The organism is Hylemonella sp. GW821-FHT10B10 (genome assembly GCF_059415585.1).
Genome location: NZ_JBWKNN010000003.1, coordinates 196,220 through 209,473, shown reverse-complemented (window position 1 = coordinate 209,473; position 13,254 = coordinate 196,220). Strand labels below are relative to the sequence as shown.

Below are 13,254 nucleotides of genomic sequence, written 5' to 3'. Positions count from 1 at the left end.
GTCAATCGTAATTGCTGAATCTGCTGGGCGCAGTCACCTGTTCACGCAGGTACTGGTAACGCGGGATATTGCTCTTGAGCGTCTGCAGGGGGTCTATACCCAGCCGGGAGAAGCCGACGAGCTCGAGCTGGAACATGATGCGCTGGTTGGTCGACACCAGACCCGTCTGCAGACGCTCCAGCACGACACGGCCCAGCCAGCAACCCGCATCGTACTCAAACCCGATGATGGAGTCGACCAGCTTGCTGTCCTGCAGGCTGTAGTTCAAACGCCCCACGCTGTACCAGCGTCCGGCTCCCTGGCCACGCCCCGGTCCCAGATCCTCCCCACGGTCACCCCACAGGTCGTTGATCGGCCATTGCCAGCCTATGTCCACCAGCTCGCTGAGGTCGCGCTGGAAGCGGTAGGCCATGTTGAGAACCCGGTAGTTCCCCGGGTTGTAACGGGCCGAGACCGTGGAGCGGACCGATTTTTCCGTCGTCGGGTTGTACTGCACCGTGCTGTCCAGGTACCAGCGCGGATCGAGTGTCAGGCCGGCGCCCACCAGGATATCGCTGATGCCCTTGGCGGCAGGGGTGCCGCCGGGCAGGGTCACGCGCTGATCCTCCAGGCGGAAGCGCTGGGCGATGCCCAGGCGCACGATTTCGGCACCGCTGTCGGGGTCCAGCAGACGGCTGGACAGGCCGGTTGTCAACAAGTTGTTGTCGGCTATGCGGTCATTGCCGACAAAGGCGTTTTCTGTATAGATGCTGGCAAAGCTGAAGTCCGTGGCGCCTGAATCGTAGTTGGGCAGATAGTTCTGATCGACATAAGGCGTATTAACGTAGAAAAGACGCGGCTCCAGGGTCTGGCGAAAGCGGTTGCCAAAATAAGCAGCATCTCGCTCGAAGATCAGACCGCTGTCCAGGCTGTAGGTCGGCACACTGCGTGTGGCCTGCCACTGGCCATTCGCCAGCGGAGCGTCGAAGTTATAGGTGGCTGAATGCAGCTGCACCTTGGGCACGATGAAGCCAGCCGCACCCAGCAGGGGATAACTCAGCTGGCTGCGCATCACGCTGCGCTGGGTATTGGGCTGGCCTGTCAGGCGGCGGTCGGCCTGGAAGTCTGTGTAGTCGGCCTCCAGCCCCACCTCGAAACCACCGGCATCGGGCTGCATGTAGCGCCCCACGATCTGCGGCATGCGGTCGTAAGGGGGGACGATGGGCGCCAACGGATCCTGCAGCGTCTGCCACTTGAGCGTGCGCAGCGAGGCTGAATAGAAGCTCTTGTTCCAGTTCAGTGAGGCGTCATTGGCCAGCAGGCGCGATGTCAGCGAGGTGGTGGCACGCGGAAAATCGCGCCAATAGTCGTCGTCGCTGACCCGGTTGAGGTTCAGGTTGAGGCCCAGGCCGCCGATGCTGCTGCTACCGGTATCGATCACACCCGTGTGCTGGTAGGAGCCGCCCCAACGGTCGCGATCGCGTAGCAGGTCGCCAGGCATGTAGTCGGCACGCAGGCGCCCCTGGTAAGCGTCCTCCAGATAACGGAACTCGCCACCGTAATTGACGCCACGCTTGCTCATGACCGTCGGATAGAAAGTCGCATCCCGGTTGGGCGCAATGTTCCAGTAGTACGGCACCGTCACCTCGGTCCCGCTGATGCTGTCCACCCCGAAGGTGGGCGCCAGCAGACCCGACTTACGTTTGTCCGTCAGAGGGAAGCTCACCGAAGACACACCGACCAGGCGCACATTCTGGAAGGTGAGGGTTGCGTCTTCCGCCTGTGCGGTCTCCTCTTCGCTGTCGAAACGCAACGTGGCGGCACGCAGAATCCAGTCCGGCATCCAGTCCGGCCCGGGTTGGCGCTGGCAGGTCGTGAATGTCGCATTGCGCACCACGGCCCGCTTGTCATCCAGGAAATCGATGCGCTCGGCCTCGCCATGGGCGTCGTTGGCCAGCAACTGGTAGCTTGGTTGTTCGAAATAGCCCTCGAAAGCATCCACCTTGAGTTCCAGCGCCGGTCCTTCGAAAATATTGCCCGCCTGGTTGATGCGCACATGGCCGCGGGCTCGCGCCAGATCGCGGGCCTGGTCATAGTCGATGTGCTCTGCGCGGATCACCAGATCGGTCCGGCGCAACTCGACCTGGCCCTCGAGCGCCACTTCGCTGTCCGTTTCCGCCGAAAGACGCTGGCCGGACAGGAAGGTGGGGGCCGTATTGCGTTGCTCCTGTCCGATGCGTTCCTGCAGCTGCGGACTCATGCGTAACTGCAAAGGCGTCGGGGCCGCCGACGACTGCTGAGCATGCGCTGCGCTGCCCTGCCACAGCACACAGGCCAGCAGTGCCAGTGGTTTCAGCACGGGACGCAAAGGAATGGACAAAACAGAAAGGCCCAGGGGAAGCAGGGTTTGTAGAATGGATTATCCATGAGCCTACCCACTTCCAGCCCTCTCATCCCCTCGGGCACGGGGCCTTCCTCGTCTTTTGTCTCCTGGCCCGATCCGGAACGCGCCGCCGCGTTTGAGCTCTGGCTGGGCGAACTGGCAGGTCCCCAGCAACTCCAGACCGCCAGCCTGCGCCCGGCCTCGGCCGATGCCAGCTTTCGGCGCTACCTGCGCATCGATAGCGGCCTGGGCAGCCGCATCATCATGGACGCCCCACCGGACAAGGAAAACTGCCGCCCTTTTGTCCAGGTCGCCGACCTCATGGCGCAAGCCGGGCTGCACGTTCCACAGATCCTGGCCTGGGATGAGCCGCAGGGTTTCATGCTCCTGTCCGACCTCGGCGGCCAGACGATGATGCAGGTCATCGAGGCGCAGAACGCCAATGCCAACCTGCCGCTGTACCTCAAGGCGGTGGATGCCCTGGTCGAATGGCAGAAAGCGTCGCGCCCGGAGGTGCTGCCAGCGTACGACACCGCCCTGTTGCGGCGCGAGCTGGAGCTTTTCCCCGAGTGGTATCTGGCACGTCATCGCGGCGTCGCGGTCGAGGGCAAGCGGCGCGAAACGCTGGACAGGATGTTCACCCTCATCATCGAGCGCAACCTGGCCTGGCCCAGCGTCTACGTGCACCGCGACTTCATGCCGCGCAACCTGATGATCCCCGGTGACGCCGCTGAGCAGCGCCTGGGTGTGCTAGATTTTCAGGACGCCGTTTACGGCCCCGTCACCTACGATATCGCCAGCCTGATGCGCGACGCCTTCCTGAGCTGGGAGGAGGATTTCGTGCTCGACATCACCATCCGTTACTGGCAAAAGGCGCGCAAGGCCGGCCTGCCCGTGGGGGAGGATTTTGGCGAGTTCTACCGCGGAGTCGAGTGGATGGGCCTGCAACGCCACCTCAAGGTCGCCGGCATCTTCGCGCGTCTGACCCTGCGCGACGGCAAGCCGCAGTACCTGGCCGATGCGCCGCGTTTCATCGCCTACATCCGTGCCACCTGCTCCCGCTACATCGAACTCAAGCCCCTGCTGCGCCTGATCGACGAGGTCGAGGGCATCAGCGACGCCGGCGGTTACGCCTTCGGCCGCGTCTAGGAATATGGCTCCCTCGCTTGTCACTTCGTGTACTGTGCTGCCTCCCGCGGGGGCCGCAGTCGCTTTGGGCCTGCGCGGCGGCGACTGAGCCATCGATTCATATGCCGCGCTTTTTCTGCCCCACGCCGCTACCGGCCGGCGCCACGCTGGAACTGCCCGATAGCGCCGCGCGCCATGTTCAGGTGCTACGCCTGCAGCCAGGCAACGAGATCACCCTCTTCAACGGCGGGGGAGGCGAATGCGTGGCCACCGTCACCCGCATGGGCCGCAGCGACGTGGAAGTGCAGGTGGTCTCGCATCAGGCCATCGAGCGCGAAGCGCCGCGCACGGTGCACCTGGCCCTGGGCATGCCAGCCAACGAGCGCATGGACTGGCTGGTGGAAAAAGCCACCGAGATGGGCGCGACCAGCCTGCAACCACTGCAGGCCGAGCGCAGCGTGCTGCGGCTGGCCGGTGAGCGGGCCGAGAAAAAGCGCAGTCACTGGCAAGGTGTGGCCATCGCCGCCTGCGAACAATGCGGGCGCAACCGTGTGCCACTCGTGCACCCCATCCAGACACTGCCAGCCTGGCTATCGGCAGCCCCCGCAGGTCATCGTCTCTTGCTGTCCCTGCAGCCCGACAGCGTGCCCTTGGCGCAGCACGTCGCCACCCTGGATGCCGGGCCGGTGTACTTCCTCTCCGGGCCCGAAGGCGGCCTGAGTGTGGCGGAAGAGCAGGCTGCACGCAACCACGGTTTTGTGCCGGTCAGCCTGGGCGCCCGCACGTTGCGCGCCGAGACCGCGCCGCTCGCCGCCCTCGCCGCGCTTACACTGGGCACATGAATACACGCCTGCTGCTGTTGGCACTCTGCCAGGGACTGTTCTTCACCAACAATGTCGTTTTCATTGCCATCAACGGCCTGGTCGGTTTGAGCCTCGCACCGCTGGGCTGGATGGCCACCCTGCCGGTCATGGGTTATGTCGTGGGCGGCGCCCTGAGCACCGGCCTGGTCGCTCGCTCACAGACGCGCTGGGGCCGTCAGGTCTCCTTCCAGCTCGGCCTGCTCGTGGCCCTGGTCTCGGCCCTGGTCTGCGCCTATGCGGTCTGGACCCACAATTTCTGGCTGCTCGTGGCCGCCACCGTGGTGGCCGGTTATTACAGCGCCAATGGCTCGCTCTACCGTTTTGCAGCCGCTGAGCTGAGCACCGTGGACTACCGCGAGAAAGCGGTCTCCCTGGTGATGGCCGGTGGCCTGATCGGCGCCATAGCCGGCCCCAACCTCGCCAAATTCACCCGCAATTGGCTGGCCACGCCCTTCGCGGGTGCCTACCTGGCCCTGGCCGGTGTCGCCCTGCTGGGCCTGCTGGTCATGGCTTTCGTGAAATTCCCGGCCGTGCCCCCTGCGGCCGCAGGAGCACCGACGGGCCGACCGATGCGCGAGATCGTGCGTCAGCCCCTGTTCCTGGTGGCCGCCGTGGGCGCTGCCCTGGGATTCGGCGTCATGAGCTTGCTGATGTCCGCCACGCCTCTGGCCATGCAGGTCTGCGGCTTCTCATTCGACGACACGGCCCTGGTGCTGGAGTGGCACGTGATCGGGATGTTCGCGCCTGGCTTCTTCACAGGTCATCTGATCAAGCGTTTCGGCACACTGACCATCATGGGTGTGGGCGTGCTGCTCAATGCCCTGTGCATCGCCATTGCCCTCACAGGCGTGGACCTGCACCAGTTCCTCATCGCCTTGTTCGCGCTGGGTGTGGGCTGGAATTTCCTCTTCACGGGCAGCACCACACTGGCGCTGCAGGCCTACCGCCCCGAAGAAAAGGACCGAGCCCAGGCCGCCATCAACTTCGCGGTGTTTGCCATGATGACGCTGACCTCTTTTGCTTCGGGTGCCTTGGTCACCACCCAGGGCTGGCAGTGGCTCAATATCGGCTCGCTGGTTCCCGTAGCGCTGACGGGCTTCGCCCTGCTGTGGCTGGCGCTGCGGCGCCAGGCCGCCGTCAAGTCCTAGGCAAACCAGCGGTCCAGCCACTGTTGCAGCTGGGCGTACACCGGCTCTCGCTCCAGCTCGTTGAAGATCTCGTGGTAGAGGTCTTCGAAGCAGTGTGCCGTCAGCACCCGAGGCGGCGCAGCCCGGGCAAAGGCCGCGCTGCCGCGCGGACTGACCAGCTTGTCCCGACCCGCGTACATCAGCAGCGTGGGCACCTGCCATTGCGGGGCCGCCGCCAGTGTGGCCGCGCCGCCTTCGGCGATGAATCGCGCCAGACGCCCCGAGATGCGGTCGTGAACCAGCCTGTCCTGCTGGTAGGCCTGCACCACCTGCGGATCGTGTGAAATCCATTTCGGGTTCAGGCCATTGCCCACACGCAAGTCGGGCGCAATCGCCGGCAACACGGCCAGCAGCAACTTCTGGAGGGCATTGAGCCCCGGGTCCAGAGCCGGCGAGGACAGCACCAGGCCTTCGACCCGCGCCAGTCCCAGCGCCACCAGGCGCGCTGCCACCAGGCCGCCCATGCTGTGCCCCAGCAGGATCAGGGGTGTGCCGGCATGCATGCGCTTGCGCGTGCTGCTCAGCACGTCCGCCAGGTCCTCGACCAGGCGGTTGTCCGAGGGCAGGCCACCGCGCACGCCACCGGATTCGCCATGGCCATAGTGGTCGTAGCCACGCACCGCAAAACCCCAGCTGTTGAGGCGCAACGCCAGTTCCTGGTAACGACCTGCGTGCTCGCCCAGGCCGTGCACCAGCAGCACCACGCCGCGCAGCGGCACGCCGCGCAGCGGCACGGCCGGATCGAGCGGCCAGTCCTGGATGGCCAGGTTGTCGCCGTCGGAGGCAACAAAGGTGGTCAGTGTGGATTCCGGCATCGGCGTGTCCTCAGGCCATCTGTGCGATGACCTGCGCCACCGCCGCCGTCAGCTTGCGGGCATAGGGCACGTGCAGGAATTCATTGGGGCCGTGGGCATTGCTCTTGGGGCCGAGCACGCCACAGACCATCATCTGGGCTTTCGGGAAACCCCGCGAGAGCATGTTCATGAGCGGGATGGTGCCACCCTGGCCGATGTAACCGCAGGGTGCGCCATAGAAGTTGCGCGAGGCCTCGTCCAGCGCCTGTGCGAACCAGGGGGCCGCCACCGGCGCATTCCAGCCGGTGGCCGAGCTCAAGCCCTCGAAGGTCACGCGCGCCTGGTAGGGCGCGTTGTCCTCCAACAGGGCCTTGAGCTCCTGCACAGCCGTGGCCGCCTCCACCAGGGGAGGCAGGCGCAAGGAAAGCTTGAAAGCGGTGTAGGGGCGCAGCACATTGCCGGCGTTCTGCAGGTCCGGCAGGCCCTCGGCGCCCGTCACGCTGAGTGTCGGCACCCAGGTCCGGTTGAGCAGGGCCTGCAGCGGGTCGCTGGTCATCGGCAGGGTCACGCGGCTGTCGCCCTCGCAGTCGTAATGCACCCAGGGGAAACGTTTGTAGAGCTCCTCGCCCAGGATGGCGGCCGTGGCGCGCGCTTGGTTCAGGCGCTCAACAGGCACCTCACAATGGAAACTCTGCGGCAGCAAGCGCCCCGTCTTGCTGTCTTCCAGGCGGTCCAGCACCTGGCGCAGGATGCGAAAACTCGAGGGCACGACACCGCTGGCATCACCCGAGTGCACCCCTTCCGTCAGGATCTCCACCTTGAGCACGCCGCTGGCCATGCCACGCAGACTGGTAGTGAGCCAGAGCTGCTCGTAGTTACCGGCGCCCGAATCCAGGCAGACCACCAGACCCACATCGCCCAGCCGCGTGCGCAGGGCGTCCACATAGGGCAAAAGATCGTAGGAGCCACTTTCCTCGCATGTCTCGATCAGGCCGACGATGCGCGGATGTGCGAGCTTCTGGCTCTTGAGCGCCGCGATGGCGGCGATGCTGGCGTAGACGGCATAGCCATCGTCGGCGCCGCCACGGCCGTAGAGCTTGCCATCCTCGTACTTCGGAGTCCACGGCCCCAGGTCCTGGCGCCAGCCGTTGAACTCGGGCTGTTTGTCCAGGTGGCCATACATGAGCACGGTTTGAGCAGACACCGGGGCATCGCGCTGGCCACGGCTGGCCGGCAGCTCGAAGAAGATCACGGGGGTGCGTCCCTCGAGCCGGATCACTTCCAGTTTCAGGCCCTCGATCTTCTGCGCCTCCACCCACGCCGCGGCCTGGCGCACCACGGTATCGATATAGCCATGCCGGGCCCACTGCGGATCGAACATGGGCGACTTGGCCGGGATGGTGATGTAGTCGCTGAGCTGGCGCACGATGTCGCCGTCCCAGGCACGGCTGATCTCCTCCAGCGCCTGCGCGGTATCGAGTACGGTCTGGGGAGCACGGGTGTTCATACGCATCCTTGTCGAAAGGCTGGGCCGCTACCAGTATATTCACCCCCCGAAGTCCCCTGCACGGGTGCTTACACTCTGCACTCACCCAAGAATTCCAGGAGACACCCCTTGAATACCTTCGCCCCCCTGCGCCGCAGCCTGCTGATAGCCTGCGTCTCGGCCCTGACCCTCTGCGGCCTGGCCCATACCGCTCTGGCGCAGACCAAAATCCCCCTGCGTATTTCCAGCCCCGCCGTGCCCGACGACTGGCACGCCAAGATGTGGACGGTATTCAAGGAGTCGCTGGAGAAATCGGCACCGAATCAATTCGACGTGCAGATCAACCTCAACGCCTCCCTCTTCAAACAGGGCACCGAGCCTGCCGCCATGGCCCGCGGCAATCTGGAGCTGGCTTCGATTTCGGCCTTCGACATCGCCAAGCTGGTGCCGGAGTTCTCGATCTTCACGGCGGGCTACGTCATCCGCGATCCGCAACACCAGCAGAAGGTGTTCAATGGCCCCATCGGCATGGAGATGTTCAAGGCCGTCTCGGAAAAGATGGATTTGACGGTGCTGGCTCCCCTCTACTACGGCACGCGCCAGCTCAATCTGCGCGAGGTTCGCAAGGTGCAGACGCCAGCGGACCTCAAGGGCGTCAAACTGCGCATGCCCGGCACCAAGGAATGGCTGTTCCTGGGCGAGGCGCTGGGCGCCACCGCCACGCCACTGGCCTTCGGCGAGGTCTACCTGGGTCTGAAGACCGGCACCGTCGATGGCCAGGACAACCCCTTGCCCACGGCACGCGCCGCCAAGTTCTACGAGGTGACCAAGCAACTGGTGCTGACCCAGCATCTGGTGGACAGTCTGTTCATCACCATCTCCAACAAGAGCTGGAACGCCCTCACGCCGACACAGAAGCAGAGCGTGACGACCGCCGCGCGTGCCGCCGCGCAGTTCAACAACGAGAACCGGATCAAGGAAGAGGGCCAACTGGTGGACTTCTTCAAGCAGCAGGGCTTGCAGGTCAGCACGCCCAATGTCGAAGCTTTCCGAAAGTCAGTCCAGGACAGCTATGCCCGCTCGGACTACGCCAAAGTCTGGCCGGCCGGGCTGCTCGAGCGCATCAACGCCACCCGCTGATCCATGGGCTTGTTGCGTAAAGCCGCTCACACCCTCGGCGGACTGATGTTTCTCGGTCTGTTCGGGGTCTTCCTCGTGCAGATCACGGCCCGTTTCGGCTTCAACCGGCCACTGCCCTGGACCGATGAACTGGCGGTGGTGCTCTACCTGTGGGCCATCCTCTGGGCCGCAGCTTTCATGGTGCCCGAGCGGGAGCACGTGGTGTTCGACCTGCTGTGGAACAGCGCCAGCCGGCGCGTGCGCCGCGGAATGCGCGTCGCCGGTCACCTGATGATCGGTGGCCTCGCCGCGGTGGCTATCCCGGCCAGCTGGGACTATGTGCATTTCATGCGGCGCGAGGGCACACCCGTGCTGGACCTGTCCTTTGAGTGGGTCTTCCTGCCTTTTGTGCTCCTGCTGCTGGCCCTGGTGTGGCGCAGCCTCCATGGCCTCTGGCAGACTTGCCGGGGTCAGGATCTCGAGGACCTGGAGCACAGATCATGAGCCTGGCTTTGTGGACCCTGGTGGGCGTGGTGCTGGCCGGCATGCTGCTGCGCATGCCCATCGGTTTTTCCATGCTGATGGCCGGGGTGGCCTACCTGCTGGTCAAGGGCCAGGACCTGGGCCTGGTGGCCGAGCAGGTCAGCAACGGCCTGTACAACAGCTACGTGCTGCTGGCGGTGCCGCTGTTTGTCTTCGCCGCCAACATCATGAACGCGGGGACGGTCAGCGAGCGCATCTTCGACTTCTGTCGCATCCTGGTCGGCCGCATGCGCGGTGGCCTGGCGCAGGTGGACATCCTCGTCAGCGTGATTTTCTCGGGCATGAGCGGCAGCGCCATCGCCGACGCGGCCGGGCCGGGCCTGGTCACGATCAAGCAGATGCTCAAGAAGCCCGAGTACAGCCGGGGTTTTGCCGGGGCTGTGGTGGTGGCCAGCGCGACCTTGGGGCCCATCATCCCGCCTTCGATCCCCATGGTGATCTATGCGCTGGTGTCGGGCGCCTCGGTCGGGGCGCTGTTCCTGGGTGGTGTCGTGCCGGGGGTATGCATGACGGTGCTCATGATGGGAGTGGTGCAGTACATCGCCCACAAGCGCCAGATGCCGCGCGAGGCCCCGGTGCCACTCAAGGAATGGCCAGGCATCGTGTTTCGCGGCGCCCTGCCCCTGTCCATGCCCATCGTGTTGCTGGGTGGCATCTATTCCGGTGCCTTCACGCCGACCGAAGCAGCAGCCGTTGCAGCGCTGCACGCGCTGATCCTGGCCGCCGTGGTGTTTCGCGCCCTGAGCTGGCGTTCGTTCTGGGGCGTGGTGCTCGAGTCCACACGCTCCAGCGCCGTGATCACCATCATCCTGGCCGGATCCTTCATGCTGAACTACGCCTTTACGGCCGAGGGCGTACCCCAGGCCATGGCGGCCTGGGTTGACGGCCTGCACCTGAGCCGCCTGCAGTTCCTGTTCATGGTGAACGCCCTGTTCCTGGTCCTGGGCTGTTTCCTCGACGTCTCGGTCCTGCTGCTGGTCTTCGTGCCCATGCTGCTGCCCGCGGCCAAAATGCTGGGCGTGGACCTGGTGCACTTCGGCGTGCTGGTGGTGCTCAACATGATGATCGGCCTGATCCATCCGCCTTTCGGCATGCTGCTCTTCGTCACCAAGGCGCTGACGGGCATACCGATCGGGGAAATGATGCGTGAAGGCTGGCTCTTCCTGGTGATGCTGTTGAGTCTGCTGGTGGCCATGACCCTGTTCCCCGAGATCGTGCTCTGGCTGCCCCGGACCATGGGCTACGGCAGCGCAGCGGGCACCTGAGACGCCAGCCGTCGTGCGCTAGATGTCGAGCGCCCAGATGCCGGGCAGGTTGCGCCAGTAGCCGTAGGCGTCCATGCCGACGCCGACCACGAACTTGTTGGGCAAGACCAGGCCCACATAGTCTGGCCTGGCCGGCTTGGATTTGCCGATGTCCTTGTCAGCGAACACAACCAGCAGCACCTCGGCGGCGCCCATTTCGAGCAGCCGCTCCTTCACGTGCGCCAGGGTCTCGCCCTCGTCCAGGATGTCGTCGAGAACGATCACCGTGCGCCCGCGCACCTCGGCATGTGGCTCCACCTTCCATTCGATGCGGCCACCCTGGTCCTTGGCGCCATAACGGGTGACATGGATGTAGTCGAATTCGAGCGGGAACTTGAAACGCGTGAGGATCTGGCCAGCAAAGACGACGGCGCCGCCCATCACGCCCAGCACCAGCGGAAAAGCGGGGCTGTCGGTCCGGGCAAAACGGGCGTTGATCTCGCCAGCCACGCGGTCCATCGCAGCCTGGACGGCGGCGGCATCAAACACCTCCGTGGCCTTGGCCAACAGGGCACGGGCCCGCTCGGCATGGGCATGGGAGCTGAGCGCTGGATCGGTTGGCATGGCTGGACGGGCTTTCAGCGCGAAAACTTCAGCACCGCCGTACTGGCCAGCAGATTGGGCATGAAACGGCGCAGGCGGCCATTGTGCAGGCCGAAGCTGTCGAGTATCTGCAGGCCGTTGCGCTGCGCCAGCACTTCCAGGTCGGCGTGCGTGCCTACACGGATATTGGGCGTGTCGTACCACTGGTAGGGCAGGCGACGCGTCACGGGCATGCGGCCACCCAGCACACTGAGCCGGTTGGGCCAATGCGCGAAATTGGGGAAGGCCACAATGCCCACGCGGCCCACGCGCGCCGTCTCGCGCAGCACGGTCTCGGCGTTGCGCAGGTGCTGCAGGGTGTCGATCTGCAGCACCACGTCAAAACTCTGGTCTTCGAACAGGGCCAGCCCCTCGTCCAGGTTCAGCTGGATAACGTTGACACCACGCTGGACACAGGCCAGCACGTTGGCGTCCGCGATCTCGATGCCGTAGCCGCTGCAGCCACGCGTGGCCTGCAGATGGGCCAGCAGGGCGCCATCGCCGCAGCCCAGGTCCAGCACGCGGGCACCCTGCGGCACCAGGCTGGCGATGGTTTCCAGGGTCAGGCGATCGCTCATGCTGCCACCTCCTGCGCAACGCCCTGGAAGTAGGAGCGCACCAGCTTCATGTAACGCGCGTCGTCCAGCAGGAAGGCATCGTGGCCATGCGGGGCGTCGATCTCGGCGTAGCTCAGTTCGCGGCGGTTGTCGAGCAGGGCCTTGACCATCTCGCGGCTGCGCTTGGGCGAGAAACGCCAGTCGGTGCTGAAACTCACCAGCAGGAACTTGCAGCGCGCCGCCGCCAGTGCGCGGGTCAAGTCGCCGTCGTGCCGGCGTGCCGGGTCGAAATAGTCCAGTGCGCGGGTGATCAGCAGGTAGGTGTTGGCATCGAAGTACTCGCTGAACTTGTCACCCTGGTAACGCAGATAACTTTCGATCTGGAACTCGATGTCCTGCGTCGTGTACTGATAGCCTTCGCGTGCGACGCCGTCCACGGCTGTCCTGAGTTCGCGCCCGAACTTTTCGTTCATGACGTCGTCGCTCAGGTAGGTGATGTGACCGATCATGCGGGCAATGCGCAGGCCACGCTTTGGGATCACGCCCCGCTCGTAGAAATGACCCCCATGGAAATCGGGGTCGGTCACGATGGCGCGCCGTGCCACCTCATTGAAGGCGATGTTCTCGGCATTGAGGTTGGGCGCGCTGGCCACCACCACGGCGTGGCGCACACGCCCGGGGTACTGCAGGGTCCACGACAAGGCCTGCATGCCGCCAAGACTACCGCCCATCACAGCCGCCAGGGTCTGGATACCCAGGACATCGAGCAGGCGCGCCTGCGCGTTGACCCAGTCTTCCACCGTGACCACGGGGAAGTCGGCGCCATAGACCTTGCCCGTGTCCGGATTGACGTGCATGGGTCCGGTGGAACCGAAACAGGAGCCGAGGTTGTTGACGCCGATGACAAAGAATTTGTCCGTGTCCACCGGCTTGCCCGGGCCGATCATGTTGTCCCACCAGCCCTCGCTTTTGGCTTGGCCCTCGTAGACGCCGGCCACGTGGTGCGAGGCATTGAGCGCGTGGCAGATCAGCACGGCGTTGGACTTGTCGGCGTTGAGCCTGCCGTAGGTCTCGTAGGCCAGCGTGTAGCCGCGGATGCTCGCGCCGCTTTGCAAAGGCAAGGCGGCATCAAAGGTCATGGCCTGGGGCTGGGCGATCAGCATCGCGGTCTGGATCTCAAAAAACAAAACCCGGCATAGCGTTCAGCTCGGCCGGGTCTCAGGGAATCGAAACACTTGCCTGTTTAGCTGAACTTCGGAACTCCAGGGTTCCGGCGCCCGCAATCGGGTTCAAATCGGCGCTGAGGATTAGTATAAGTCCAAGTCTTCA

12 protein-coding genes are annotated in these 13,254 nt (G+C 64.7%); 6 read left to right on the top strand and 6 right to left on the bottom strand.

Annotated features, from left to right (window positions below):
* Position 1: 1 nt before the first annotated feature.
* On the bottom strand, positions 2-2,239 hold the full coding sequence (locus AC07NT_RS14560; protein WP_498599404.1) for an LPS-assembly protein LptD: 2,238 nt from the start codon (positions 2,237-2,239) through the stop codon (positions 2-4).
* A 165-nt stretch (positions 2,240-2,404) separates the two neighbouring features.
* Between AC07NT_RS14560 and AC07NT_RS14555 the strand changes: the two genes are divergently transcribed.
* The 3 genes from AC07NT_RS14555 to AC07NT_RS14545 all read left to right on the top strand — a co-directional run bounded on the left by AC07NT_RS14555 (position 2,405) and on the right by AC07NT_RS14545 (position 5,501).
* Positions 2,405-3,511: an aminoglycoside phosphotransferase family protein gene (locus tag AC07NT_RS14555; RefSeq protein ID WP_498599405.1), complete on the top strand. Its 1,107-nt coding sequence runs from the start codon at positions 2,405-2,407 to the stop codon at positions 3,509-3,511.
* Positions 3,512-3,612: 101 nt separating this feature from the next.
* A complete protein-coding gene (locus AC07NT_RS14550) occupies positions 3,613-4,332 on the top strand; it encodes a 16S rRNA (uracil(1498)-N(3))-methyltransferase (protein ID WP_498599406.1) in 720 nt (239 codons plus the stop codon).
* Positions 4,329-5,501 carry an MFS transporter gene (locus AC07NT_RS14545; protein WP_498599407.1) on the top strand — a complete coding sequence of 391 codons (1,173 nt, stop codon included), beginning with the start codon at positions 4,329-4,331 and terminating at the stop codon, positions 5,499-5,501. The genes AC07NT_RS14550 and AC07NT_RS14545 overlap by 4 nt, the downstream gene beginning before the upstream one ends.
* Here AC07NT_RS14545 and AC07NT_RS14540 read toward each other — a convergent pair.
* Together AC07NT_RS14540 and AC07NT_RS14535 are read right to left on the bottom strand one after the other, a co-directional pair.
* The gene (locus tag AC07NT_RS14540; protein WP_498599408.1) at positions 5,498-6,355 is read right to left on the bottom strand and encodes an alpha/beta hydrolase; all 858 of its coding nucleotides are present in this window, start codon (positions 6,353-6,355) and stop codon (positions 5,498-5,500) included. The genes AC07NT_RS14545 and AC07NT_RS14540 overlap by 4 nt on opposite strands.
* A gap of 10 nt (positions 6,356-6,365) precedes the next feature.
* The gene (locus tag AC07NT_RS14535) at positions 6,366-7,841 is read right to left on the bottom strand and encodes a M20 family metallopeptidase (RefSeq protein WP_498599409.1); all 1,476 of its coding nucleotides are present in this window, start codon (positions 7,839-7,841) and stop codon (positions 6,366-6,368) included.
* 108 nt (positions 7,842-7,949) lie between these two features.
* On the opposite strand from AC07NT_RS14535, the gene AC07NT_RS14530 reads away from it, so the two are divergent.
* The 3 genes from AC07NT_RS14530 to AC07NT_RS14520 are packed head-to-tail and all read left to right on the top strand — an operon-like array spanning position 7,950 to position 10,747.
* Complete coding sequence (locus tag AC07NT_RS14530) at positions 7,950-8,960, top strand: sialic acid TRAP transporter substrate-binding protein SiaP (protein ID WP_498599410.1); 1,011 nt, start codon at positions 7,950-7,952, stop codon at positions 8,958-8,960.
* 45 nt (positions 8,961-9,005) lie between these two features.
* Positions 9,006-9,443, top strand: a complete 438-nt coding sequence (locus AC07NT_RS14525; RefSeq protein WP_498599411.1) for a TRAP transporter small permease — start codon at positions 9,006-9,008, stop codon at positions 9,441-9,443.
* The gene (locus AC07NT_RS14520; RefSeq protein WP_498599412.1) at positions 9,440-10,747 is read left to right on the top strand and encodes a TRAP transporter large permease; all 1,308 of its coding nucleotides are present in this window, start codon (positions 9,440-9,442) and stop codon (positions 10,745-10,747) included. Before AC07NT_RS14525 ends, AC07NT_RS14520 begins: the two co-directional genes overlap by 4 nt.
* An 18-nt stretch (positions 10,748-10,765) precedes the next feature.
* Here AC07NT_RS14520 and AC07NT_RS14515 read toward each other — a convergent pair whose 3' ends face one another.
* From AC07NT_RS14515 to metX, 3 genes are read right to left on the bottom strand one after another with little or no spacing between them, the layout of a single operon-like run.
* The gene (locus AC07NT_RS14515) at positions 10,766-11,350 is read right to left on the bottom strand and encodes a hypoxanthine-guanine phosphoribosyltransferase (RefSeq protein ID WP_498599413.1); all 585 of its coding nucleotides are present in this window, start codon (positions 11,348-11,350) and stop codon (positions 10,766-10,768) included.
* A gap of 14 nt (positions 11,351-11,364) precedes the next feature.
* Positions 11,365-11,946 carry a methionine biosynthesis protein MetW gene (gene metW / locus AC07NT_RS14510; protein WP_498599414.1) on the bottom strand — a complete coding sequence of 194 codons (582 nt, stop codon included), beginning with the start codon at positions 11,944-11,946 and terminating at the stop codon, positions 11,365-11,367.
* A complete protein-coding gene (gene metX / locus AC07NT_RS14505; RefSeq protein WP_498599415.1) occupies positions 11,943-13,088 on the bottom strand; it encodes a homoserine O-succinyltransferase MetX in 1,146 nt (381 codons plus the stop codon). Before metX ends, metW begins: the two co-directional genes overlap by 4 nt.
* Between the last annotated feature and the right edge of the window lie 166 nt (positions 13,089-13,254).

Excerpts from the sequence above, each read along its gene's own strand:
- AC07NT_RS14560 (WP_498599404.1), bottom strand. The coding sequence starts at position 2,239 with ATGAGTCCGCAGCTGCAGGAACGCATCGGACAGGAGCAACGCAATACG.
- AC07NT_RS14535 (WP_498599409.1), bottom strand. The coding sequence starts at position 7,841 with ATGAACACCCGTGCTCCCCAGACCGTACTCGATACCGCGCAGGCGCTG.
- metX (WP_498599415.1), bottom strand. The coding sequence starts at position 13,088 with ATGCTGATCGCCCAGCCCCAGGCCATGACCTTTGATGCCGCCTTGCCT.
- AC07NT_RS14550 (WP_498599406.1), top strand. The coding sequence starts at position 3,613 with ATGCCGCGCTTTTTCTGCCCCACGCCGCTACCGGCCGGCGCCACGCTG.
- AC07NT_RS14515 (WP_498599413.1), bottom strand. The coding sequence starts at position 11,350 with ATGCCAACCGATCCAGCGCTCAGCTCCCATGCCCATGCCGAGCGGGCC.
- AC07NT_RS14540 (WP_498599408.1), bottom strand. The coding sequence starts at position 6,355 with ATGCCGGAATCCACACTGACCACCTTTGTTGCCTCCGACGGCGACAAC.
- AC07NT_RS14520 (WP_498599412.1), top strand. The coding sequence starts at position 9,440 with ATGAGCCTGGCTTTGTGGACCCTGGTGGGCGTGGTGCTGGCCGGCATG.
- AC07NT_RS14555 (WP_498599405.1), top strand. The coding sequence starts at position 2,405 with ATGAGCCTACCCACTTCCAGCCCTCTCATCCCCTCGGGCACGGGGCCT.
- AC07NT_RS14545 (WP_498599407.1), top strand. The coding sequence starts at position 4,329 with ATGAATACACGCCTGCTGCTGTTGGCACTCTGCCAGGGACTGTTCTTC.
- AC07NT_RS14525 (WP_498599411.1), top strand. The coding sequence starts at position 9,006 with ATGTTTCTCGGTCTGTTCGGGGTCTTCCTCGTGCAGATCACGGCCCGT.
- metW (WP_498599414.1), bottom strand. The coding sequence starts at position 11,946 with ATGAGCGATCGCCTGACCCTGGAAACCATCGCCAGCCTGGTGCCGCAG.